Source organism: Yoonia sp. 208BN28-4, assembly GCF_037543925.1.
Classification (GTDB): Bacteria; Pseudomonadota; Alphaproteobacteria; order Rhodobacterales; family Rhodobacteraceae; genus Yoonia.
In genome coordinates, this window is the sequence record NZ_JBBIFY010000001.1 from 521,181 (window position 1) to 543,057 (window position 21,877).

24 protein-coding genes are annotated in these 21,877 nt (G+C 58.6%); 12 read left to right on the plus strand and 12 right to left on the minus strand.

Annotated elements, in window-relative coordinates:
• Window positions 1-57: 57 nt before the first annotated feature.
• From V8J84_RS02580 to V8J84_RS02610, 7 genes are read right to left on the minus strand one after another with little or no spacing between them, the layout of a single operon-like run.
• On the minus strand, window positions 58-897 hold the full coding sequence (locus V8J84_RS02580) for a mechanosensitive ion channel family protein (protein WP_339928037.1): 840 nt from the start codon (window positions 895-897) through the stop codon (window positions 58-60).
• Between the two features lies 1 nt (window position 898).
• Window positions 899-1,198 carry a 4a-hydroxytetrahydrobiopterin dehydratase gene (locus V8J84_RS02585; protein ID WP_339928038.1) on the minus strand — a complete coding sequence of 100 codons (300 nt, stop codon included), beginning with the start codon at window positions 1,196-1,198 and terminating at the stop codon, window positions 899-901.
• Window positions 1,195-2,376 carry a GNAT family N-acetyltransferase gene (locus V8J84_RS02590; RefSeq protein ID WP_339928039.1) on the minus strand — a complete coding sequence of 394 codons (1,182 nt, stop codon included), beginning with the start codon at window positions 2,374-2,376 and terminating at the stop codon, window positions 1,195-1,197. Before V8J84_RS02590 ends, V8J84_RS02585 begins: the two co-directional genes overlap by 4 nt.
• 31 nt (window positions 2,377-2,407) lie before the next feature.
• A complete protein-coding gene (locus V8J84_RS02595) occupies window positions 2,408-3,166 on the minus strand; it encodes a glycerophosphodiester phosphodiesterase family protein (RefSeq protein WP_339928040.1) in 759 nt (252 codons plus the stop codon).
• Entirely contained in the window at window positions 3,163-3,627 is a 465-nt protein-coding gene (locus V8J84_RS02600; protein WP_339928041.1) for a RidA family protein, read from the minus strand. Before V8J84_RS02600 ends, V8J84_RS02595 begins: the two co-directional genes overlap by 4 nt.
• Window positions 3,628-3,668: 41 nt before the next feature.
• Window positions 3,669-4,976 carry an HlyD family type I secretion periplasmic adaptor subunit gene (locus V8J84_RS02605; protein WP_339928042.1) on the minus strand — a complete coding sequence of 436 codons (1,308 nt, stop codon included), beginning with the start codon at window positions 4,974-4,976 and terminating at the stop codon, window positions 3,669-3,671.
• Complete coding sequence (locus V8J84_RS02610; protein WP_339928043.1) at window positions 4,973-6,712, minus strand: type I secretion system permease/ATPase; 1,740 nt, start codon at window positions 6,710-6,712, stop codon at window positions 4,973-4,975. The genes V8J84_RS02605 and V8J84_RS02610 overlap by 4 nt, the downstream gene beginning before the upstream one ends.
• A 170-nt stretch (window positions 6,713-6,882) precedes the next feature.
• Between V8J84_RS02610 and V8J84_RS02615 the strand changes: the two genes are divergently transcribed.
• Genes V8J84_RS02615 through V8J84_RS02625 form a run of 3 tightly spaced genes read left to right on the plus strand, consistent with a single transcriptional unit; the run spans window position 6,883 to window position 8,562 of the window.
• The gene (locus tag V8J84_RS02615; RefSeq protein WP_339928044.1) at window positions 6,883-7,617 is read left to right on the plus strand and encodes an MlaA family lipoprotein; all 735 of its coding nucleotides are present in this window, start codon (window positions 6,883-6,885) and stop codon (window positions 7,615-7,617) included.
• Window positions 7,618-8,202, plus strand: a complete 585-nt coding sequence (locus V8J84_RS02620) for an MlaC/ttg2D family ABC transporter substrate-binding protein (RefSeq protein ID WP_339928045.1) — start codon at window positions 7,618-7,620, stop codon at window positions 8,200-8,202.
• 3 nt (window positions 8,203-8,205) lie between these two features.
• The gene (locus tag V8J84_RS02625) at window positions 8,206-8,562 is read left to right on the plus strand and encodes a hypothetical protein (protein WP_339928046.1); all 357 of its coding nucleotides are present in this window, start codon (window positions 8,206-8,208) and stop codon (window positions 8,560-8,562) included.
• Window positions 8,563-8,578: 16 nt separating this feature from the next.
• Here the strand turns inward: V8J84_RS02625 and V8J84_RS02630 are convergent, their stop codons facing one another.
• On the minus strand, window positions 8,579-9,133 hold the full coding sequence (locus V8J84_RS02630; RefSeq protein WP_339928047.1) for a chemotaxis protein CheB: 555 nt from the start codon (window positions 9,131-9,133) through the stop codon (window positions 8,579-8,581).
• 110 nt (window positions 9,134-9,243) lie between these two features.
• A complete protein-coding gene (locus V8J84_RS02635) occupies window positions 9,244-11,364 on the minus strand; it encodes a transglycosylase domain-containing protein (protein WP_339928048.1) in 2,121 nt (706 codons plus the stop codon).
• 270 nt (window positions 11,365-11,634) lie between these two features.
• On the opposite strand from V8J84_RS02635, the gene V8J84_RS02640 reads away from it, so the two are divergent.
• The 5 genes from V8J84_RS02640 to V8J84_RS02660 all read left to right on the plus strand — a co-directional run bounded on the left by V8J84_RS02640 (window position 11,635) and on the right by V8J84_RS02660 (window position 16,448).
• Window positions 11,635-11,973 carry a P-II family nitrogen regulator gene (locus V8J84_RS02640; RefSeq protein WP_339928049.1) on the plus strand — a complete coding sequence of 113 codons (339 nt, stop codon included), beginning with the start codon at window positions 11,635-11,637 and terminating at the stop codon, window positions 11,971-11,973.
• A 22-nt stretch (window positions 11,974-11,995) separates the two neighbouring features.
• Window positions 11,996-13,315, plus strand: a complete 1,320-nt coding sequence (locus V8J84_RS02645; protein WP_339928050.1) for an ammonium transporter — start codon at window positions 11,996-11,998, stop codon at window positions 13,313-13,315.
• A 240-nt stretch (window positions 13,316-13,555) separates the two neighbouring features.
• A complete protein-coding gene (gene dgcN / locus V8J84_RS02650; RefSeq protein ID WP_339928051.1) occupies window positions 13,556-14,557 on the plus strand; it encodes an N-acetyltransferase DgcN in 1,002 nt (333 codons plus the stop codon).
• 59 nt (window positions 14,558-14,616) lie between these two features.
• Window positions 14,617-15,582, plus strand: a complete 966-nt coding sequence (gene dgcA / locus V8J84_RS02655; RefSeq protein WP_339928052.1) for an N-acetyl-D-Glu racemase DgcA — start codon at window positions 14,617-14,619, stop codon at window positions 15,580-15,582.
• A 5-nt stretch (window positions 15,583-15,587) separates the two neighbouring features.
• On the plus strand, window positions 15,588-16,448 hold the full coding sequence (locus tag V8J84_RS02660; RefSeq protein ID WP_339929062.1) for a D-amino-acid transaminase: 861 nt from the start codon (window positions 15,588-15,590) through the stop codon (window positions 16,446-16,448).
• Window positions 16,449-16,516: 68 nt separating this feature from the next.
• Here V8J84_RS02660 and V8J84_RS02665 read toward each other — a convergent pair whose 3' ends face one another.
• The 3 genes from V8J84_RS02665 to V8J84_RS02675 all read right to left on the minus strand — a co-directional run bounded on the left by V8J84_RS02665 (window position 16,517) and on the right by V8J84_RS02675 (window position 19,347).
• Window positions 16,517-18,094, minus strand: a complete 1,578-nt coding sequence (locus tag V8J84_RS02665) for a calcium-binding protein (RefSeq protein ID WP_339928053.1) — start codon at window positions 18,092-18,094, stop codon at window positions 16,517-16,519.
• 179 nt (window positions 18,095-18,273) lie between these two features.
• Window positions 18,274-18,582 (minus strand): DUF1244 domain-containing protein, encoded by a 309-nt coding sequence (locus V8J84_RS02670; RefSeq protein ID WP_339928054.1) that lies wholly within the window; start codon window positions 18,580-18,582, stop codon window positions 18,274-18,276.
• A 27-nt stretch (window positions 18,583-18,609) separates the two neighbouring features.
• Entirely contained in the window at window positions 18,610-19,347 is a 738-nt protein-coding gene (locus V8J84_RS02675; RefSeq protein WP_339928055.1) for an N-formylglutamate amidohydrolase, read from the minus strand.
• Window positions 19,348-19,473: 126 nt separating this feature from the next.
• Between V8J84_RS02675 and pyk the strand changes: the two genes are divergently transcribed.
• From pyk to rplT, 4 genes are all read left to right on the plus strand, one after another.
• The gene (gene pyk / locus V8J84_RS02680) at window positions 19,474-20,922 is read left to right on the plus strand and encodes a pyruvate kinase (RefSeq protein ID WP_339928056.1); all 1,449 of its coding nucleotides are present in this window, start codon (window positions 19,474-19,476) and stop codon (window positions 20,920-20,922) included.
• Between the two features lie 38 nt (window positions 20,923-20,960).
• Window positions 20,961-21,182, plus strand: a complete 222-nt coding sequence (locus V8J84_RS02685) for a hypothetical protein (protein ID WP_339928057.1) — start codon at window positions 20,961-20,963, stop codon at window positions 21,180-21,182.
• Window positions 21,183-21,296: 114 nt separating this feature from the next.
• Window positions 21,297-21,497, plus strand: coding sequence for a 50S ribosomal protein L35 (gene rpmI, locus V8J84_RS02690; RefSeq protein ID WP_339928058.1), 201 nt, complete (start codon window positions 21,297-21,299; stop codon window positions 21,495-21,497).
• A 12-nt stretch (window positions 21,498-21,509) separates the two neighbouring features.
• The gene (rplT, locus tag V8J84_RS02695) at window positions 21,510-21,875 is read left to right on the plus strand and encodes a 50S ribosomal protein L20 (RefSeq protein WP_339928059.1); all 366 of its coding nucleotides are present in this window, start codon (window positions 21,510-21,512) and stop codon (window positions 21,873-21,875) included.
• Window positions 21,876-21,877 lie beyond the last annotated feature (2 nt).

Genomic DNA, 21,877 nt, shown 5'->3' on the forward strand with positions numbered 1-21,877 from the left:
ACGAAAAACGGCGGATCGTGATGATCCGCCGTTTTTTGTTTGCGAAATGCAGTCGGTTTATTCCTGAATGATGGTCCGCGTGGGGAACGGGATGTTGATCCCGCCATCATCAAGCGCCTCTTTCACCTTGCGTTTCATGTCGGCCTGAAATTGGAAAAACACATCGCTGTCACACCAGACCCGCACCAGAAAATCGACAGAGCTGCCGCCAAGGTTATTCACCTGAACAAACGGCTCCGGCTCAACATGGGCGCGTTCGTCCGATGTGATCGTGTCACGGATGATCCTTTCGGCCTGATAAAGATCAACGCCGTAGCCCACACCAAACGTCCACTCCGCGCGGCGGGTGTTGTAGATGGAATAGTTGGTGATCGTGTTGCCCCACACTTCAGAGTTGGGGATGATGATCTGCACGTTGCTCAGGCTGGCCAGTTCGGTGAAGTTCAGCGAAATGTCTTTCACCGTGCCCATCTGGCCGTTCACCTCAACGAAATCGCCCTGTTTGATCGGACGAAAGAAGATCAGCATCACACCGGCAGCGACGTTCGACAGCGTGCCTTGCAACGCCAGACCGATGGCCAAACCTGCGGCACCGATAATCGCCACCACAGACGTTGTCTGCACGCCAAAGGTATTGAGAACAAACAAGACGGCAAAGCCGACAATGATGTATTTGGCGATATTGCCCAGAAAATTGAACAGCGTGTTATCGAGATGTTCATACCGGTCGCTAAGGCCCACGATCCGGCGGCGCACCCATCCGGCAATCATATAACCCACGATCAGGATCAGGATGGCGGACAGCACCGACCCAAGAATCCCGGCCAGAAAATCAAGTGTCAGAAAATCGCCAAGCGTCTGGCCATTCAAAATTTCGGTATTCAGTAGGTCTTCCATATTATCCTTTGCCCAATTCATCGAGCTTATTTGCAAGTTTGATGTCCAGCGGGCTTAGGCCATCTACGTCATGTGTGGTCAAGGTCACGTTGACCGTCTTGTAGACATTGGACCATTCGGGATGGTGGTTGTATTTCTCGGCCCAGATCGCTGCCTTGGTCATGAACCCGAAGGCTTCGACAAAGTTCCCAAAGTTGAATGTCTTGGTGATCGCGTCGCGGTCGGGCGTCGCTTGCCAGCCGCTTTCCAGCAGCGGTGGAAGGTCGATTGCGCGCACGTCGTCTGTCAGTTTGCCGGTCATTGCTGTTCCTCTCGGGGTTCGTTTCGGAAGGGGCCGTAGGTCGTCAGAATTTCTATTTCTTCGTCCACCGCCTCGCGTTCGGCCTCAAGATAGCGGGCCACGGCATCCTTGAAGCCTTGGTCGCGGAACCAGTGCAACGAATGTGTGGCAACAGGCAGATAGCCGCGGGCAAGTTTGTGTTCACCCTGCGCGCCTGCCTCGACGCGGCTCATGCCGTTTGCGATGGCAAAGTCGATGGCCTGATAATAGCACAGTTCGAAATGCAGGCAGGGATGGTGTTCGGTGCAGCCCCAATAGCGACCATAAAGCGTATCGCGCCCGATCATATTGAGCGCACCAGCCACCGCGTGACCGTCACGCATGGCCAGCACCAGCAGCATATCGTCGCGCAGGCATTCCTGTGCGGCATCAAAAAAGGCGCGGGTCAGATAGGGCGTGCCCCATTTGCGGTTGCCCGTATCCTGATAGAACCGCCAGAAGGCATCCCAATGTTCGGGTTGGATCGCGTCCCCTGTCAGGCTGACGATCTCGCCGCCAAAGTTTTGCGCCTGCGCGCGTTCGCGGCGAATGTTCTTGCGTTTGCGGCTGGCAAGCTGCGCCAGAAAACCGCCAAAATCCTCATAGGCGTCGTTCACCCAGTGAAACTGCTGCCCGATCCGCGACAGTAGCCCCATTTCAGCACCGGCAATCGCCTCGGCCTCGGTGCAGAACGTAACGTGCAGCGATGACAGATCGTTGTCGGCGGCGATTTGCACCGCGCCCTGCATGATGGCGGACATGCCAGCCATCTCAAAGCCGGCGCGTGTCAGAAAACGGCGGCCAGTGGCGGGGGTAAACGGCACGGCCATTTGCAGCTTTGGGTAATAGCGCCCGCCCGCGTTTTCATAGGCGTGCGCCCAGTTGTGATCAAAGATATATTCGCCCTGAGAATGCCCCTTGGCATAAAGCGGGGCGACGGCAATCATTTGCCCGTCTTGATGCGCGGTCAGATACCGTGGCTGCCAGCCGGTCCCGGGTCCGACAGACCCCGACGTCTCAAGCGCGCGCAAAAACCGGTAGGTTGTGAACGGATCGATGGGTCGTCCGTCCGCCCCCTCGGGGCAGGCGCAAGCATCCCAATCGGTTTGCGCGATCCCTGACAGGTCGGGATGCACGTTGATTTCAATGGTATCCGTCATGGGATGTTAACTGGCTGTGACTTGCATCAGGTCAAGCAAGATAGCCTTCGAAAGTCACGTTATCGACCACTTTGCGGGCCTTGCGTTCCTGTTCGGCGCTTTTGATCGTCCAGCACAGGATCGTAGCGCCTTGTGCTTTCAACTCGTGCACGCGGGGACGGTCCAGATCGCTTTTGTCGTGGCTGATAAAGCAGGCGCCAGTCGCGTCGTAATCGGGAATGTCGCGCAGACGGCTGCGTGTCTTTTCGGGCAGATAAGCCCAGCCATCGGGATTGAACGCCGCCGTGATCAACCCGCGAGGGATATTTGGCGCAATCTCTTGCAGTTTGGCCACGACATGCGGGTTGAACGACATCAAGGCCACAGGCCCGTCATAGCTTTCCAGTGCTGCGATGGTCGCCTGTTCCAGCCTGCCGATGTTCGGCCCCATGCCGCCGTCCTGATCTTTCAATTCGATCAAAAGTGGCACCTGACCCGCAACCAAGGCCAGTACGTCTTCAAGTTTCGGGATATGCGCATCGCTATCCCCGCCCGTCAGCGTGATCATCTCAAGCTCGTCCGACGTCAGTTGGGCAACGGGGCCTTTCTGATCGGTCAAACGGCCAAGATCGTAGTCGTGGAACACCATGGCCTGACTGTCCGCTGACAGTTGCAGGTCCATCTCGATCCCGTAGCCATGCTCGATCGCGGCTTCAAACGCCGCCATGCTGTTTTCAGGGCGGCCATCATCGCGATCATGCAGTCCGCGATGGGTGATAGGTTTGTCGGTGAAAGCAGGATCAAGTTTCATTTAATCTGGAACGTGCCTTCGATTTCAACGGCCACACCAAATGGCAGGCTGGCGGCGCTGACAGCCGCGCGGGCATGGCGACCCGCATCACCAAACACGGCGACCATCAGGTCAGACGCGCCGTTGATCACCTTCGGCTGGTCACCAAAGTCGGGTGTGGAGTTTACGAAACCTCCCAGCTTGACCACACGCGCGACCCGCGAAAGATCACCGTCGCAAGCGGCTTTCAACTGGCTTAGCAGGGCTATGGCGCAATACTTGGCTGCTTCCGCGCCCGCATCAACGTCAGTATCGTCGCCCAGCTTTCCCTTGATAAGACCGTCCGGCCCCGTTGGCAGCTGGCCAGAGATATAGACCATGTCACCCACAACAACATACGGCACGTAGTTGCCAGCGGCGGCTGCCGCCTCGGGGAGTGTGATGCCAAGCTCTTCCAGCTTGGTGTCGATCGCTGATGTCATCAGTCGTCTCCTGTAAAGTCGCTTGGCGACATGATCGGGATTTAGGATTCGCGGAATGCTTTTACGAAATAATCACTAAGTGGTTTGATCAGATAGTCCATCGGGCTGCGGTCTGCCGTGCGCACAAACGCCTCAACCGGCATGCCGGGGATCAGGGTCATATCAACGGGCAGTTTTTCTATCTCGCCCTCATTTAGGCGCAGTTCGACGCGGTAGAACGATTGCAGCGTTCCTTCGTCCTGAAACGCGTCAGCCGAGACCAGCGTGACAGAGCCCATCAATTCGGGCGTGCGGCGCTGGTCAAACGCGGAAAAGCGGAGCGTCGCCTCTTGCCCCAGATGAATCTGGTCCACATCGGTCAGTTGCACCTGTGCGGCAATGACAAGCGGGCGGTCCTGCGGGATCAGGAACATCACCGGATCAGCAGGACGGATCACCGAGCGTGGCGCAAACACTTGCAAGCCGTAAACCACGCCCGACACAGGGGCGCGAATATCAAGCCGGTCAAGCTGTGTGGTCAGCGTGCGGCGGCGTTCGGACAGTTCCAGTTCGTTATACTGGATGTCGCGCAGGCGGGTGATCGCCTCCTCGCGGCGATTTGTTTCCAGCCCCAGCATTTCGATCTCGATCTCGGTGATCTGCTCGGCGGCCTGTGCCGCGGCGGCGGTCAGTTCACCGATGCGGCCTTGCAGGTTGGCGGCCTCGCGTTGCAATGCAAGCACGCGGCTGGCCTGCGCCAGACCACGGTCCAGCAGCGTTTGCTGATCGGCAAGTTCTTCGGTGATCAGGGCGACCTGTGTTTGCAAAGCGGCCTGCTGCGCATCAATGCCCGATATCTGGCTTTGAATCTGCGCACGGCGCTGAGTCAGTTGCTCTTGCGCGCGCGCCATTGAATCTTTGCGGGCAACAAACAGACGGGTTTGGCCGTCGATCAGCGTTTGCGCGCCGTTTTCAGCCTCTTCCAACAGCGTGGCAGGGAAGGTGATCTCGGTGGTGTCGTCCCGCTCGGCCTCAAGCCGTCCACGGCGGGCCATAATCTCGAACAGTTGACCTTCGACAATCGACAGTTCGGATTGCAGCACGTCGGGGTCCAGCTTGATCAGCAGATCACCTTCAGCCACCAGCACGCCTTCTTCGGCGATAATCTCGGCGACCACACCACCGTCGGGATGCTGGATCACCTGCCTGTTGCGGTCGACCTCAATCTGGCCGGACGCAATGACCGCGCCGTTGATCTGCGCCAGAACGGCCCATGAACCAAAGCCGCCGACCAGCACCAGCAAGGCCAGCAGGCCGACAATCATCTGTGGTCGCGTAGACCAGCGTTTTTTCGGGTCTTCGGAATTCATGATACACCTCCACCGGCGCCAACACCTTTTTTAATCTGGTCGGCGTTCTTGACCAGGTCGCGCAACACTTCGTCCTTGGGACCAAAGGCGCGGCGTGCGCCGTTTTCGATCACTAGTAGCAGATCACATTGTTCAATCGCGGCAGGGCGGTGGGCCATGATAAAGATACACTGACCGTCCGCTTTGGCCCCTTTGATCGCGTTATTGAGCGCGACAGATCCATCGTTATCGAGGTTGGAATTGGGTTCGTCCAGTACCAGCACGACAGGATTGCCATAAAGCGCGCGCGCAAGACCGATCCGCTGGATCTGTCCGCCGGACAGCCTGCCACCATTGGCCGACACGCGCGTGTCATAGCCATCCGGCAGCTTGAGGATCATATCGTGGGCATCAGCCTTTTGCGCAGCCTTCACGACCTCGGCGTCGTTGGGGTCCATCGACATGCGGGCGATGTTTTCCTTGATCGTGCCATCAAACAGGGACACGCGTTGCGGCAGGTATCCCACGTATTTGCCCAGCACGTCCGGATCATACTGGTCCAGCGCCGCACCATCGAGCCTGATCTTCCCGCCAGCCGGACGCCAGACACCCGTAAGCGCGCGTGCCAGCGTGGATTTGCCCGCGCCCGACGTGCCGATCACGCCAATCGCCTGACCGGGGGCCACGGCGAACGAAATCATACGCAGGGCTGCTGCCTGTTCGCCCGGCGGCACCACAGTCACCTGATCTGCGACAAGGCGTGCCTTGGGGGCGGGCAGGTTGGTGCGCATATCATCGGGCGGCACATTGCCCAGCAGAATGGCCACGTTGCGCCAGCCTTCACGACCACGCTGCACCACGGCCCACTGACCCACCAGCAATTCAATCGGGGCCAAGGCGCGGCCCAGCAGGATCGAACCGGCGATCATCGCGCCGGGTGTCAGTTCGCCCTGCAACACCAGATAAGCACCCAGACCCAGCATCGCCGATTGCAGGAACAGGCGGAAGGATTTGGTCAGCGCGTTATATGTGCCAGAGCTGTCAGCAGCACCGATGGTCGCATCAAGCGATTTGCCACGCGCAATCTGCCACCGCCCGAAAGCGGCATCGCGCATGCCCAAAGATTGGACCATCTCGGATTCGTTGCGAATCTGGGTGCCAAGCGCCTCTGACTGGAATGTCGCGGCGTTTGCTTCGGCCAAAGGCTTGCGGGTGGAAAGCTGGTTAAAAATCGCAATCGCGATCAGCAGGGCACCGCCCACAAGACCAAGCAGACCCATCAGCGGGTGGAAGATAAAGATGCCAAGGAAGAACAGCGGTGTCCACGGCAGGTCAAACACCGCCATCAGCGCAGGTGAAGTGATCAGCCGTTGCACCGCCTCAAGATCGCGCAATCCGGTTGCGGCCTCTTTCAAGGCGCGGTTCATTGCCGTGGCTTTCAGAACGGCGGAAAATACTCTGCGGTCCATGCTGGCCTGAAACCGTGCGCCGACGCGGCCCATGACCCGCCCGCGAACATAGTCCAGAATACCCATCATGCCGTAAAGAAAGCCGACCAGCACCGACAGCGCGATCAGTGTCTCAAGGCTGCGCGAGCCCAGCACGCGGTCATAGACGTTCAGCATATAAAGCGGGCCGGTCAGCATCAGCATGTTCACGAAAAAGCTGAAGATGGCGACCATCCAGTATAAGCTCCGGCTTTCGCGCCGCGCCTCGCGCAGTTCCGCCCTGCCTTTTGCTTCGAATTCGTCCGCCATGCGCGTTTTTCCGCCCTAATACTTGTGCTCTGCCTGTTCTTGGCCTGTGAAATGGGCCAGAACGCATGTAATTGGCAGAGAATACCTGTCTCACCAGCCTTTTCTATGGCAAATGTCACATTGCAACAGGTTTTCCCATTACAGTTTTCACGTGAACCGAATTGAATAACATGACCCTGACCAAGTATTTGTCGACCCTGATTGTTCTGGCGATCCTTGGTGCGTGCAGCACGGCCCCTGCGGGGAACGCTGTGAACGACCCATACGAGGCGACAAACCGGCAGGTCCATGCCTTTAACAAGGCGCTGGATAATGCCGTATTTGCAGGTGGCGATGATGATGCCGCACCTTTGCTGCACCCTGACATCAGCGGTGCGGTCATCAATTTTGCGGATAACGCAGGTGGGCCGGGCATGGTGCTGAACGGATTGCTGCAAGGCAATGTGGCCAGTGCGGCAACCAATACATTCCGTTTTGTGCTGAATACGACCGTTGGCGTCTTTGGTATTTTTGATCCCGCCGATGCGATTGGGCTGCCAGAGGTCGAAACCGATTTTGCCCAGACACTTGCCATCTGGGGCGTGCAGGAAGGCGCTTATCTGGAACTGCCCGTTCTTGGCCCGTCAACAGAGCGTGATCTGGCAGGCCGCATCGTGGACAGCATCATTGATCCACTGGATCAGTTTGGTGCGCCCGTGCAGCAGGACTATGGCACCATTGCGCGGTTTGCGGGTCGTGCACTGAAACGGGACCAGTTTGGCGACACGATTGACAGCGTGTTATATGATAGCGCCGACAGTTATGCGCAAACACGTCTGATCTATCTGCAGAATCGCCGCTTTGAACTGGGTGTCGAGGCGGCAGAAGATGTTGACCCTTATGACGATCTTTTCGGAGACCAGTAAATGTTCCTGACCCGCCGCCAGATGTTTCTGGCCACCACCGCTGCACTTGTCATGCCTTTGCCCGCACGGGCGCTGTCTGTTGATGCGTCACAACAGCTTGTCACAGGGCTGGTGGCCGAAGTGAATGCCGTGATTGCATCGGGCAAATCCGAGAACGCGATGATTGCGGATTTCGCGACGATCTTTGACCGCTACTCGGACGTGCCCACCATTGCCCGCTATTGTCTGGGTGCAGATGCCCGCACCGCGACCCCTGCACAGCTACAACGCTGGACCGCTGTCTTCCGCAACTACATCGCCACGAAATATGGCCGCCGGTTCCGCGAGTTTATCGGCGGAGAGATCACGGTGCAGGGCGCGCAGCCGGTGAAAAGCTGGATCGAGGTGGAAACCACCGTGCTGCTGCGGGGCCGCGCGCCACTGCGGATGGATTTCCATGTGTCCGACCGGTCGGGCAGCCACAAGTTTTTCAACTTCATCATCGAAGGCGTGAACATGCTTTTGACAGAACGCGCCGAGATTGGCGCGATGCTGGACCGTCAGGGCCGCGATCTGGATGCCCTGATCGCCCAACTCGGAGGATAATCCATGCGCAATACAATCGCTTTCGCCTTGGCGCTGCTGCCAACCATTGCCGCCGCGACACCTTACGATGGTGTGTTTAAACAAACGGCCAACGCTGAATGTGCGAATGTGGGGGCCGAAGGTGGCGCATTGCGTATCGAAGATGGCATCTTTTACGGGGTCGAGGTGGAATGCCGCATGACCCGTCCGGTGAATGTCGTCGATATGGATGCGACGCTCTATACGATGCAGTGCTCGGGCGAGGATCAGATCTGGACCGAACGCGCCCTGTTAATGAATGCTGCCGAAGATGATGGCATCATCATGATGTGGGACGGCTATGTGTTTGCGTATGACCGTTGCGAAGAAGGCGAGAACTAGCACCTTTTGACAGCCGTTATTGCGCCTTGACCAGCCATTGCCCCAGCGCGCTGGCCTCAAGCACTTCTTGCGGATGGTCGGCCTTGATCACGCTTTGCGGCATAGAGGCCTGCTTGGCCTCGTCGGGGTCCTGCACAATCGTGACGCCGCCCATGTCATAGATCACCTGCGCACCTCGCATCCCGTCGCTCATCGTGCCGGACAGAACAACGCCGATGGTATTTTCCTGATACTCTGCAGCGGCGGTCATAAATAACGCATCAATGGATGGCCTGAAGCCGCTTTCGCGCACAAGCTCTGACAGCCGCAGGGTGTTTCCCGTGACCAGACCATGCGTGGCCCCCGGCAGGACATAGACAGTTTGCCCGACGAGTTCCTCACCATCCTCGGCCTTTTTGATAGCGATCTGGATTTTGGACTTCAGTTTGAGCGCTGGCAGCAGGTGGGACTCTGGCCCGCTGTGGGATGCAACGATAATCGGGTGCGGATAGGTCGCGGGAAGCTCAGACAACAGATCGACCAAAGGCGCCAACCCGCCAGAAGAGCAACCGATAACGACAACTTTGCTCACGATGATGCCTCGCATATCACTGTTCGTATTTTCCGCGATAATCTAACGCAGCGGTGTCCATCTTCAAAGTGACTTCGGCCCTGCTAGCAATGCCGTTTTGGGCGGCTGCACTACCCCCCGCTTAGGATCCCCTCAAGTACATTGAGGATTTCCTGATTGGGGGCCTCAAGGTTTGTGGGACCGCTGACCGTCGTGCCGCCGCCTGTTGGCGTCTGCATTGGCAAAGGTGTGGGCGCACGGCCTGCAAGGACGCGCGTCATCGTTTCACGCCAGATATCCGCGGGCAACCCGCCACCTGTCACACCTGTCAGCGGGCTGTTGTCATCATACCCCATCCAGACGCCGGTCACGTAATCGCCGGTAAAACCGATGAACCATGCATCGCGGGCGGCCTGCGTGGTGCCGGATTTTCCAGCGATCTGCCAGCCGTCGATCTGCGCGCGCACGCCAGTGCCGCTTTGAACGACTTGGTGCATCATATAGGTTAGCTGCCGTGCGGCACGCTCGCGGATCACACGTTCGCCGATACCGCCGCCTTGGGTCATCAGCGGCTCATTATCGCCCTGCAGACGCAGTTCAACCAGGCCGTAGGGCGTCACCGACGATCCGCCGTTCAGGATACCGGCATATGCGCCTGTCATCTCAAGCAAGGTGCTTTCCGACACGCCCAAGGCCAGCGCGGGACCAGCGGCCAGATCGCTTTCGATGCCAAAGCCTGTGGCAACGGTGCGCACGACCTCGCGGCCCACATCCTCTGACAGCACCACGGCTGGCACGTTGCGGCTTTCGGCCAGCGCCTGCACCAGATCAATCGTGCCTTTGTATTGGCGGTCATAGTTCTGCGGGCACCACTGCCCCGATCCGGGCGTGTTCCAGCAGGTTTCCACATCATTCACCAGATCAAGAGGCGAAAAGTCCAATTCGAGCGCGGCTGCAAAGATGAACGGTTTGAAAGCCGATCCCGTTTGGCGCACGGCCATTGTTGCGCGGTTAAAGCCCTGCACGACGGTGTTGTCGCGTCCCCCGACCATCGCCCGCACGGCACCGTCTGCCGACATGACAACGATGGCGGCCTCGGCCTCTGACCCTGCGCGAACCTTGTTTTCAAACACCCATGCAAGCGCATCTTCGGCGGCAAGCTGGATGGCGGGGTCAAGCGTGGTGCGGATGACAACATCTTCGGTCGTGTCGCGGGTAAAGAACTCCGGTCCCGATGCCATGACCCAATCGGCAAAGTAGCCGCCGACCTCTTGCCGCGCATTCGGTGACAGGGTCGCAGGATTTTCGCGAGCCTCTTGCGCGGCAGAGGCCGACAACAAGCCTTGCACCTCCATCAAGCCGATCACGACATTTGCCCGCTCTTGCGCCCGTTGCAGATCGCGTGTGGGTGCGCGGGATGACGGGGCGGGGAGCAGGCTGGACAACATCGCCGCCTGTGCTGGTACCACCTCGCGGGCGGACACGCCAAAATACCGTTCAGACGCAGCCTCGAACCCGCGTGCGCCCGCGCCCAGATAGGCACGGTTCAGATAGATCGTGAGGATTTCGTCCTTGGTGTAGGCAGTTTCCAAGGCCAGCGCGAACACAGCCTCTTTGGCCTTGCGCCACAGCGTCGTGCGGCGGCAGTCGGCCTCATACGCAGCTTCAGAGTCCCATTCCTGCGGGTCGAACGGCTCCCCAAGACACAAGAGCTTGGCGACCTGCTGTGTGATTGTCGAACCGCCGTTGCCGGACAGTGGTCCACGGCCAGCACGCAGGTTGATCCGGATGGCCGATGCAATGCCGCGCGGTGAGATGCCGAAATGGCGATAGAACCGTTTGTCCTCGGAGGCCACAACAGCGTTCACCATATGCGGTGAAACGCTATCGACCGTAATCATCCCGCCAAACTGATCGCCGCGCCATGCAAAGATGTCACCGGACCGGTCTGTCAGCGTGACCGATCCACGGGCGCGCCCGTCCACAAGCTCTGATGCCGGAGGAAGCTGCGAAGCAAAGTAATAGACGCCGATAGCCAGCAAGATCGCGACCACAGCACCCAACCGCCACGTCAGCCGCCAGATAAACTTCAGTATGCCGCCGATCACTGCGGCAATCCATCCAAGCGGCCCGCGTCTTTTCTGGGGGCGCGCTTTGCGACGTGCGGGCGCTTTGCGTTTGGTTGCAGGCTTGCCGCCGCTGTGACGCCGTTCGGCGACCAATGGCGCGCGTTTTTTGCCGTTTCCACTCATGCTGATGACCCGCTCGATCGTTTTGTTTTGCGATACCTTATCCATCCCTGTCCCAGAAAACGAGAGGGATGCGCAGGCGATGCGCGGTAATTGAAACGTCTAAAATTTAGGCAAAGATGTGAATTTGTGCAAAAATTGTGCAATACGATAAGTTTTTTGCGCGGGTAGTTGCCGCCGAATCCTTGTTCGCAAGTGCAGCATGCCCCCTCTTGTAGCCCAGAACGGTCGCCCGCTCACTGGACGGCCTGCATGACGTGCAAGGGGAAATCAGTGAAACTCATTATCGCAACAATCAAACCATTCAAGCTTGAAGAGGTGCGCGAAGCTCTCACCACCATCGGGGTGCGCGGCATGATGGTATCCGAGATCAAGGGCTTTGGTTCGCAGTCCGGTCACACAGAAATCTATCGCGGCGCAGAGTACGCCGTGAATTTCGTGCCGAAGGTCAAGCTGGAGATCGTCGTGCCCGCCACGATGGCCGAGCAGGTTGTCAGCACCATCGCCACCACCGCCAAGACCGACAAGATCGGTGACGGCAAAATTTTCGTGCTGGATGTGGAAAGCGCATTGCGCGTTCGCACCGGCGAAATGAACGACGACGCACTGTAAAGCGCCAAGGGGAAGTTAAGACATGAAACTGATGAATAAATATACACTCGGCGCAGGGCTGGCATTGTTGCCAACACTGGCCTTTGCCCAAGACGCTGCCCCGTCGTTCGACGAGGTTGGCCCTTACATCATGACAACGCTGCTGTTCCTGATGGCGGGCTTTCTGGTGTTCTTCATGGCTGCCGGTTTCGCCATGCTGGAAGCGGGTCTGGTACGCGGCAAGAACGTGGCGATGCAGCTTACCAAGAACATCGCGCTGTTCTCGCTGGCGTCCATCGCCTACTGGCTGATCGGCTTTAACCTGATGTATCCGGCCGACTGGTCGATTGCAGGCTGGTTGGGTCCGTTCTTTAGCGTGACAGAGCTTGAGCCCGTGGGCCTTGCCGCTGCTGACGCATCGCTTGATTACGCTTCTGTTGCCTCCGACTTCTTCTTTCAGCTGATGTTTGTCGCTGCCACCGCATCTATCGTATCGGGTGCACTGGCCGAGCGGATCAAGCTGTGGCCATTCCTTGCCTTTGTCGTCGTGCTGACTGGCGTGATGTATCCGATCTCCGGGTCCTGGCAGTGGGGCGGCGGCTGGTTGTCCGAGATGGGCTTCTCTGACTTCGCCGGTTCGACTGTTGTGCACTCTGTCGGTGGCTGGGCTGCTTTGGCTGGTGCGATCATTCTCGGGCCGCGTCTGGGCAAGTATAAGAACGGTCGCGTCAACCCGATGCCCGGTTCGAACCTTGCGCTTGCAACACTGGGTACGTTCATCCTGTGGCTGGGTTGGTTCGGCTTTAACGGTGGTTCGCAGCTGGCTGCGGGTACAGTGGGCGACATCACAGACGTGGGTCGCATCTTTGCCAACACCAACATGGCTGCCGCTTCGGGTGCCGTTGCTGCCCTGATCCTGACGCAGATCATGTACAAGAAGGTCGACCTGACGATGGTTCTGAACGGTGCGCTTGCCGGTTTGGTCTCCATCACGGCTGAACCTCTTGCGCCGACACTCTTCGGGTCGCTGTGGATCGGTGCCATTGGTGGTGTGATCGTCGTGCTGGCCGTGCCGTTCCTTGACAAGATGAAGATCGACGATGTTGTCGGTGCGATCCCCGTGCACCTGTTTGCCGGTATCTGGGGCACCATCGCGGTCATCTTCTACAACGGTGACGCCACGCTGATGAACCAGCTGACAGGCATCGCGGCTTACGGTGTGTTCACCTTCGTCGGTAGCCTCGTGCTCTGGGTCATTCTCAAAGGTGTCGTGGGTATCCGCGTCAGCGAAGAGGCCGAGATCAACGGTCTTGATACCTCCGAACTTGGCATGGAAGCCTATCCGGAGTTCTCGAAGGGATAATTTCTTCCCTCCCTCCCAAGAGAAGGCCCGGGCAGCAATGTCCGGGCCTTTTTTGTGCAAGGATCGTGCGCGATTGATCCGTTCCGCAGATGGTCAGCTGGTCAATCGCTTCCATATTCGAAGATTCTGCGCAAATGAGGGCATTTGGCGACGCATTTTGAGAGCAGTTTGCACAAATCCTGCGTCATAACAGCGGTGACAATTGATTCCCTCGCATCTGATCCCGAAAGGACCCGCGCCATGATCCAGACACCTTACCTGCTGTTCCTTGGTGACGCGCCCGACAAACTGGCTGCAAAAGTGGCGCAGGGCATCAAGGACTGGCGCCCCGAAAATGCCGTTGGACAGTTCCGTATGGAAGGCTGCGGCACAACGGTTGATCTGCCGGACATGACGCTGGAAGAGGGCATCGCGGCAGGTGCCAAAACGCTGGTCATTGGCGTGGCCAACCGTGGCGGCGTGATCTCCGAGGCGTGGAAAGAGGTGCTCGTCCAAGCGTTGCAGATGGGCTACGACATTGCCTCTGGCCTGCATAACCTGCTGCGCGACGAAAACGAGCTGATGTCAGCTGCCCGTGTAAACGGCCAGACGCTGTTTGACGTGCGTATTCCGTCAGTGGCTTATCCGATTGCCAACGGTGTAAAGCGGACAGGCAAGCGGTGTCTGGCTGTTGGCACCGACTGTTCGGTTGGCAAGATGTATACGGGCCTTTGCATGGATGCCGAGATGCAAAAGCGTGGCATGAAAACGACCTTCCGCCCCACAGGCCAGACAGGTATCCTGATCACGGGCGGCGGTGTGCCGCTGGACGCTGTCATTGCGGACTTCATGGCAGGTGCTGTCGAATATCTGACGCCCGACAATGACCCCGATCACTGGGACCATATCGAAGGGCAGGGCAGCCTGTTCCACGTCAGCTATTCCGGTGTGACGATGGCGCTGATCCACGGCGGCCAGCCCGACGCGCTAATCCTCGCGCACGAGCCGACACGGACACACATGCGCGGTCTGCCAGATTACAAGCTGCCATCGCTTGAGGCGCTGCGCGACATGGTCCTGCCCATCGCGCAGGTTGCGAACCCAGCATGTCAGATAGCTGGCGTTTCGGTGAACACGCAGCATATGACGGATGATGATGCGCGCGCCTATCTGGCCGAGGTCGAAGACCGCATGGGTCTGCCGACAACCGATCCTTTCCGCTATGGGGCCGGTGTTCTGGTGGACGCCTTGGAGCAGATCTGATTTTCTAGAAAATCAGATGCCTCCGGCGGGAGTTGTTTCGGCCAAATGAAGGACAGGCGATGCGCATTAATGTAACGCGGGACGTATTTGCACTTGCGCAGGTATTCACGATCAGTCGCGGGTCGCGGACCGAGGCGAAGGTGCTGACCGTTAAGCTGAGCGATGACGGTGCCGCCGGTTGGGGCGAATGCGTGCCCTATGCCCGCTACGACGAGACGCTGGACAGCGTGACAGACCAGATCGCTGGGTTGCCGGATGATCTGACGCGGGACAGCCTGCAAGGCTTGCTGCCAGCGGGTGCTGCGCGCAATGCGGTGGACTGTGCCCTCTGGGATCTGGAAGCCAAGCATGCGGGTAAACGCGTTTGGGATCTGTTGGGTTTGCCTGTGCCGAAGCCGGAGATCACGGCTTATACCTTATCGCTTGATACACCCGAAAAGATGCAGGCGCAGGCCGCTGAGAATGCGCACCGCCCGCTGCTGAAGATCAAGCTGGGCACGGCCGACGACATGGCGCGGCTTGAAGCCGTGCGCCGAGGCGCGCCTGATGCCACCATTATCGTCGATGCAAATGAAGGTTGGACCGCTGAGATTTACGCCGATCTGGCGCCGCACCTGCTGCGGCTCGGCGTGGCGATGGTGGAGCAACCTTTGCCCGCAGGCGATGACGATATGCTGGCCGAAATTGCGCGGCCTTTACCGGTCTGCGCCGACGAATCCTGCCATGACCGCACGTCGCTGCCCAAACTAAAGGGCAAGTACGACATGGTGAACATCAAGCTGGACAAGACAGGCGGCCTGACAGAGGCGCTCGCGCTGAAGGCGCAGGCCATTAAAGAAGGCTACGACGTCATGGTCGGTTGCATGGTGGGATCGTCGCTCGCGATGGCCCCCGCGACCATCCTTGCGCAGGGTGTGGCGTTTACCGACCTTGACGGACCGCTGCTTCTGGCCGAAGACCGTGACGAACCTTTGCAATTTGACGCAAGCGGCGTGCACGCGCCCGCTGCCAACCTATGGGGCTGAACCTGATGCGGACTGTTTATCTCAACGGCGACTACCTTCCCGAGAACGAAGCCAAGGTGTCGATCTTTGATCGCGGCTTTCTGATGGCTGATGGCATCTATGAGGTGACATCGGTGCTGGACGGTAAGCTGATTGATTTCGATGGTCACGCGAAACGCCTGCAACGCTCTATGGACGAGTTGGATATGCGCAGCCCGATTGCGATGGACGACCTGCTTGAGGTGCATCGCGAACTGGTCCGCAAGAACGAGATCGACGAGGGCATGATCTATCTTCAGATCACACGCGGCGCCCCCGATGACCGCGATTTTGTTTTTCCCGACCCAGACACGACAGAGCCTACCATCGTCCTGTTCACTCAGAACAAGCCGGGTCTGGCCAACAGCCCGATGGCGAAAAAGGGCATGAAAGTGATCTCGATTGAAGATCAGCGCTGGGCGCGGCGCGACATCAAAACTGTGCAACTGCTCTACCCGTCGATGGCCAAGATGGCGGCCAAGGCGCAGGGCAAAGATGACGCGTGGATGGTCGAGGATGGTGCTGTGACCGAAGGGTCATCCAATAATGCCTATATCGTCAAAGGCAACACCATCATTACCCGCCACCTGGGCAACGAAATCCTGCACGGCATCACGCGCGCCGCTGTGCTGCGGTTCGCCAAAGAGGCGCAGATGAAAGTGGAAGAGCGCAGCTTTACCATCGCCGAAGCGCAGGACGCGGACGAGGCGTTTGTCACCTCGGCCTCGACCTTTGTGATGCCAGTGGTCGAGATTGACGACGTGGCCGTGGGCGAAGGCGCACCGGGTCCGGTGGTCGCCCGCCTGCGCGAGATTTATCTGGATGAAATGCGCAAAGCTGCGATCTGATCCACAGCCCTCGAAACGCAAAAGGCCGCGCACTGTGCGCGGCCTTTGTTGTGTAAGAGCTGCGCAAATTACAGCGTGTTATTCACTGTGACGCGGATGTCGCCCACATTCACGTCTGCCGCCGCGACGCCTTGCAGAACAAACACAACCGTTTCGCCGTAGGTGATTTCAGCGCCACGTCCGTCTGCGCCATCTGTGACCGAAATCACGGGCAGGGCCGGTGCCAGCACAGGCGCATCAGCCGCAGGTGGCTGGATTGGCGGGATCACGATTTCAAGCTGTTCATTCTCGGGGTCAAAATCCGTCACGATCACCGGATCGCTGCTGACGTCAACAAAGGTGTTGGAAAACCCGTCGCGCTCACCCCCGCCGGTCAGCACGTCACCATCATCGCCCGCCAACACGTCATTTCCGCGCCCGCCATCGCTCGTGTCGGGGCTGTCGTCGTTCAGGTCAACCGTCACAAGCAGGTCCCTGCCAAAGCCGCCGCTAAGGCTGTCTTCACCGCCGTTGCCAAAGATGATGTCAGCACCAAGGCTGCCCAGCAGTACGTCATCACCGCCGCCTGAGACGATAATGTCATCGCCATCGCCCGCCTGCACGCGCACGTCCTGATCGTCAGCGCTATAGGTGAAGTCAGGGGCTGGCGCGACCGAGATCCGGTCATCACCGTCACCCGCGAAAATGGCGTCTTGCCCGTCGCTGGCGGTCAGTGTGTCGGCCTCGTCTGTGCCAAACAACGGGTCGGAGAAGGTGCCGCCGCCAGTCCCGCCAGCAGCACCGGCTGTTCCGCTTGCCATCCGGTCAAATGCGCCGTCGGGGACCTCTGTCAAACCCTTGAGCACCGCAACAATCTGGTCGTCCAGCAGCACGTTCGTGTCTTCGCCATTGTCGGCCAAACCTGTGCTGATCCGTGCCATGTCCACCGGACCTTCGTTCGGCATGCGGATCAAAAGCGTTTCGCCGTCTTCAAAGTCTGTAATCATCGCAGGGCCAGCGCTGCCGCTGACTTCAATATCAAACAGATCGATACCATCACCGCCGGTCAGTTCATCGCCATCGTTTGCGCGAATGGTATCATCGCCATCACCGCCGAAAATGGTGTCACCGCTGCCCTGATCAAACTCGGCATCGCGGGTGGACAAAATATCGTCACCATCATCGCCAAAGAGCGTGTTGGCGCCCAGAATGTCGATAATCCGGTCATTGCCGTCACCGCCACGGATCAGATCATTGCCCGCCGCGGGTGATCCCGATGGTTTCACCGCAAGATTGCGGAAATCCTGATCGTTCGTCGAGGTGTCGTCACCAGCGCCGAGATTGATGATATCATCGCCAGCCTCACCGGCTACGGTATCGTTGCCGCCATTCGCCCAAATCGTATCGTCGCCATCACCTGCGACGAGGATATCGTCACCGAATGATCCGCCAATCTCATCGTCGCCATCAGTGCCGACCACTGCCCCGGGACCTTCGGTCAGGTCAAAAAATTCGCCCAACTCGGCAACGGGTTCGTTTGGCGTCTCACCGCCGCCGCCGTCTCCGGCGGTTCCTTCGTTGCTATCGCTGTCGTCAGTGTCTGAGGAGTCGTCGAACAGCAGAAATCCCAGTCCGACAAGCAGCAGTACAGGCAGCACAAATTCCATTTTCAAATCCCCTCAAAGCAAATCACGCCGTGGGGCCTTGATAAAATGGCAGCCGTCTGGCCCTGGCGCGCCTGTAAAATAAGACGCGCGTGCCACACAAAAGTCAAGATTGCGGCAGGGGTCGTTGCGCAGGAAAGGCTATGGTGATCAATGACATAGGTATTGTTTCCATATCGCGATCAATGGTCGGGGTGCGTTTCCTTGAACGCAGCTTGCGCGTCGGCGCTTGCCTCGGTCTGGTGCTTGGCTTTCCAGTCCGAAAACGGCATCCCGTAGAACGCTTCGCGGGCTTCATCCTTGGTCATGTCGATGCCGCGTGCGTTCGCAGCTTCCTGATACCAGCGTGACAGGCAATTCCGGCAGAACCCGGCAAGGTTCATCATGTCGATATTCTGCGCATCGGGGCGCTTGTTCATCAGGTGGTCTTGCAGCGTGCGAAATGCAGCGGCTTCCAGTTCGATCTGGGTCTGGGCATCAATATCGGGCATCGGTGTCTCCGTTGTCGGATTATGGTGTCAAAGGCCTGTGTCGGCCAGCACTTGCTCTAGAAGTGGGGTCAGTCGCTGCGCCCACAAGGCCTGACCTGCCTCATCAGCGATCAAATCGTTGCGCACTTCGATCAGGATATTGGGCCGCCCCTGTTGCAAGCCGTGGCGGTCAATCGCATCGCCGGGCAGGTGACCGACATAAGGCTCATTGTCGCCCACGCACCAGCCTTGTGCATGACAGGCGTCAAGAAACGGACGGGCAAGGCGGTCGTCGTGTGCATAAAGGATACCCACCTCCCACGGACGCGGGCTACGACCGCGCAACTGCGGGGTAAAGCTGTGGATCGCGCAAATCACCGTGTCATCACGCGCGGCCGCCATATCGGCGTAGGCATCGTGGTAGGGGCGGTGCAACCGGTCCAGACGCTCCGTGATATGATCGTCGGTGGCGTGGCGATTAGCGGGGATGATGGTGCCGTCATAAAGGCGCATCATCAGGGTTGGATCATCCTCGCCGCGGTTGGGATCAATCACGAGGCGGGAAAAATCCGACAGGATCGCGGGTGCGTCCAGTAGATCGGCCATATGGCGCGTCACACCGGCGGCCCCTATATCGTAAGCAATGTGCCGCGCCATGTCTTCGGCAGGCAAACCCAGATCACCGCCGCCAATCCAGTCCGGCACGCGGTTGCTGGCGTGATCGCAGGTCACAAGCCAACGGCCGCGACTGGCTTTGTTATGGATGTGAAACGGGTCTGTGGTCATGGCGTCATCATTCTTTTGCAGAGTGTCACTAGGCCAGTTGTGACCGGATTGGAATTGCGCAATAAGGGCGCAACCCATTTTGTTACCGCTAACGCGCCCCAGTTTTCTCTTGGAAGGACTTGTCCCATGAGACGTCACCGTAATGTAAAAATCGTTGCCACGCTTGGCCCGGCTTCAAACGATTATGATATGATCCGCAGCCTCGTCGAAGCGGGCGCAGACGTTTTCCGCCTGAACATGAGCCACGGCGATCATGCCGAGATCAAGGTCCGCCACGAGATTATCCGCAAGGTCGAAAAAGATCTGGATACACCCATCGGTATTCTGGCCGACTTGCAGGGGCCAAAGCTGCGCGTTGGCGTGTTTGCTAATGACGACGGTGAAGAACTGGTCCCCGGTGCCAGCTTCCGTCTTGATCTGGATGATGCAGCTGGCGATGCGACCCGCGTGCAACTGCCTCACAAAGAGATTTTCGACGCACTCGAGCCTGGCGCGCACCTGCTGGTCAACGACGGCAAGATCAAACTGCGGGTGAAGGACTGTGGTGCGACTTACGCTGATTGCGAAGTCATCGTGGGTGGCACAATTTCCAACCGCAAAGGCGTGAACGTGCCTGACGTGGTGCTGCCGCTGGCCGCGCTGTCCGATAAAGACCGCAAAGACCTCGATTTTGTGTGTGATCTCGGCGTCGACTGGCTGGCCCTGTCGTTTGTGCAGCGCCCCGCCGACGTGGAAGAGGCGCGCGCACTGGCCAAAGGCCGTGCTGCCCTACTGTCCAAAATCGAGAAGCCGACAGCCGTGACGTCGTTTGACGAAATCCTGAAGGTATCCGACGGCATCATGGTCGCCCGTGGTGATCTGGGTGTTGAGCTGCCCGTGCAGAACGTGCCACCGATCCAGAAGCAGCTGGTGCGCAAGTGTCGCGCCGCAGCCAAGCCGGTGATCGTGGCGACACAGATGCTGGAGTCGATGATTGAATCGCCCATGCCGACCCGCGCGGAAGTGTCCGACGTCGCCACCGCGATTTACGAAGGTGCCGACGCGATCATGCTGTCCGCTGAATCTGCCGCCGGATCCTATCCGGTTGAGGCCGTGACCACGATGAACAACGTCGCAGCCGAGGTTGAGGCCGATCCGACCTATACCGAGATCATCGAAGCGTCGCGCAAGGCCAACCGCACAACTGTGGCCGACGGCATTGTTGCCGCAGCCCGCGAGATTGCGGAAACCACCGACGTCAAAGCGATCTGCTGTTTCTCTCAATCGGGCACAACAGCCCTGTTGGTGTCGCGCGAACGCCCGCGTGTGCCGATCATCGCGCTGACCAGCCACAAATCGACCGCGCGGCGTTTGTGCCTGTCGTGGGGAATGAACTGCGTGGTGACGGGTGCCGTGGACCGGTTCAAGACCGCCGTGATCGCCGCCGTGCGCGCCGCCTTGAAAGAGGAGCTGGCCACCGAAGACGATATGATCGTCGTGACAGCAGGTGTGCCTTTCAACACGCCAGGATCAACAAACATCCTGCGTGTGGCCCCTTGCGCGGAAAGATTGATTTACGCAGCCGATCCAGAGTAGCGTCTCAGGCAATAATAATTGTTTGAGGGATTAGCGGTATGGATACGGACACGATGTTCGTGCTTGGCGCGATTATTGCAGTTTTTGCCATTCCGGCTGTGATTAGTGCATTTCTGGACGGGCGCACCCCGCGTGTGCCCGCCGTGATCGTTCTGATCGGTGCTGTGATGATCGGCTATGCGATCAACCAGCGCCCCGGTGCCTACAACTTCGACACGCTGCCGGATGTCTTTGTGCGTGTTGTTGGGCAATATCTTTAGGGAATCAGCTTGCCAGTTTGAGGATACGCGCCTATACGGCGCTCTCTAACCGCGCGTCCGGCCGATATGGCATGCCGAGTCGCGCTTTTCGACCGACTTTTGAAGGAGACGGAAATGCCGAAGATGAAGACGAAATCGAGCTGCAAAAAGCGGTTCAAGATCACGGCCTCTGGCCGGATCAAAGCAGGTCAGGCCGGCAAACGCCACGGCATGATCAAGCGTTCCAAGAAATTCATCCGTGACGCCCGCGGCACGACAGTTCTCACCAAGGCTGATGAGCAGATCATCAAGCCAATGATGCCATACGCGCGCTAAGGAGAATCTGATATGTCCCGTACCAAAGGTGGAACCGTTGCACATCGCCGTCACAAGAAGGTTCTTGACGCGGCCAAAGGTTACTACGATCGCCGCTCCAAGACCTTCAAGGTCGCAAAGCAGGCCGTCGACAAAGCGAACCAGTATGCAACCCGTGACCGTCACAACCGCAAGCGCAACTTCCGCGCCCTGTGGATCCAGCGGATCAACGCAGGTGTGCGTTCGGTTGACGAAACACTGAACTATTCCAAGTTCATCAACGGCCTGACGCTGGCTGGCATCGAAGTTGACCGTAAGGTTCTGGCCGATCTGGCCGTGAACGAACCTGATGCGTTTGCGACAATCGTTGGCAAAGCAAAAGACGCGCTGGCTGCCTAAGC

What these genes read in the sequence shown, in the direction of transcription:
- V8J84_RS02580 (WP_339928037.1), bottom strand. Translation starts at nt 897, where the DNA reads ATGGAAGACCTACTGAATACCGAAATTTTGAATGGCCAGACGCTTGGC.
- V8J84_RS02585 (WP_339928038.1), bottom strand. Translation starts at nt 1,198, where the DNA reads ATGACCGGCAAACTGACAGACGACGTGCGCGCAATCGACCTTCCACCG.
- V8J84_RS02590 (WP_339928039.1), bottom strand. Translation starts at nt 2,376, where the DNA reads ATGACGGATACCATTGAAATCAACGTGCATCCCGACCTGTCAGGGATC.
- V8J84_RS02595 (WP_339928040.1), bottom strand. Translation starts at nt 3,166, where the DNA reads ATGAAACTTGATCCTGCTTTCACCGACAAACCTATCACCCATCGCGGA.
- V8J84_RS02600 (WP_339928041.1), bottom strand. Translation starts at nt 3,627, where the DNA reads ATGACATCAGCGATCGACACCAAGCTGGAAGAGCTTGGCATCACACTC.
- V8J84_RS02605 (WP_339928042.1), bottom strand. Translation starts at nt 4,976, where the DNA reads ATGAATTCCGAAGACCCGAAAAAACGCTGGTCTACGCGACCACAGATG.
- V8J84_RS02610 (WP_339928043.1), bottom strand. Translation starts at nt 6,712, where the DNA reads ATGGCGGACGAATTCGAAGCAAAAGGCAGGGCGGAACTGCGCGAGGCG.
- V8J84_RS02615 (WP_339928044.1), top strand. Translation starts at nt 6,883, where the DNA reads ATGACCCTGACCAAGTATTTGTCGACCCTGATTGTTCTGGCGATCCTT.
- V8J84_RS02620 (WP_339928045.1), top strand. Translation starts at nt 7,618, where the DNA reads ATGTTCCTGACCCGCCGCCAGATGTTTCTGGCCACCACCGCTGCACTT.
- V8J84_RS02625 (WP_339928046.1), top strand. Translation starts at nt 8,206, where the DNA reads ATGCGCAATACAATCGCTTTCGCCTTGGCGCTGCTGCCAACCATTGCC.
- V8J84_RS02635 (WP_339928048.1), bottom strand. Translation starts at nt 11,364, where the DNA reads ATGAGTGGAAACGGCAAAAAACGCGCGCCATTGGTCGCCGAACGGCGT.
- V8J84_RS02645 (WP_339928050.1), top strand. Translation starts at nt 11,996, where the DNA reads ATGAAACTGATGAATAAATATACACTCGGCGCAGGGCTGGCATTGTTG.
- dgcN (WP_339928051.1), top strand. Translation starts at nt 13,556, where the DNA reads ATGATCCAGACACCTTACCTGCTGTTCCTTGGTGACGCGCCCGACAAA.
- dgcA (WP_339928052.1), top strand. Translation starts at nt 14,617, where the DNA reads ATGCGCATTAATGTAACGCGGGACGTATTTGCACTTGCGCAGGTATTC.
- V8J84_RS02660 (WP_339929062.1), top strand. Translation starts at nt 15,588, where the DNA reads ATGCGGACTGTTTATCTCAACGGCGACTACCTTCCCGAGAACGAAGCC.
- V8J84_RS02665 (WP_339928053.1), bottom strand. Translation starts at nt 18,094, where the DNA reads ATGGAATTTGTGCTGCCTGTACTGCTGCTTGTCGGACTGGGATTTCTG.
- V8J84_RS02670 (WP_339928054.1), bottom strand. Translation starts at nt 18,582, where the DNA reads ATGCCCGATATTGATGCCCAGACCCAGATCGAACTGGAAGCCGCTGCA.
- V8J84_RS02675 (WP_339928055.1), bottom strand. Translation starts at nt 19,347, where the DNA reads ATGACCACAGACCCGTTTCACATCCATAACAAAGCCAGTCGCGGCCGT.
- pyk (WP_339928056.1), top strand. Translation starts at nt 19,474, where the DNA reads ATGAGACGTCACCGTAATGTAAAAATCGTTGCCACGCTTGGCCCGGCT.
- V8J84_RS02685 (WP_339928057.1), top strand. Translation starts at nt 20,961, where the DNA reads ATGGATACGGACACGATGTTCGTGCTTGGCGCGATTATTGCAGTTTTT.
- rpmI (WP_339928058.1), top strand. Translation starts at nt 21,297, where the DNA reads ATGCCGAAGATGAAGACGAAATCGAGCTGCAAAAAGCGGTTCAAGATC.
- rplT (WP_339928059.1), top strand. Translation starts at nt 21,510, where the DNA reads ATGTCCCGTACCAAAGGTGGAACCGTTGCACATCGCCGTCACAAGAAG.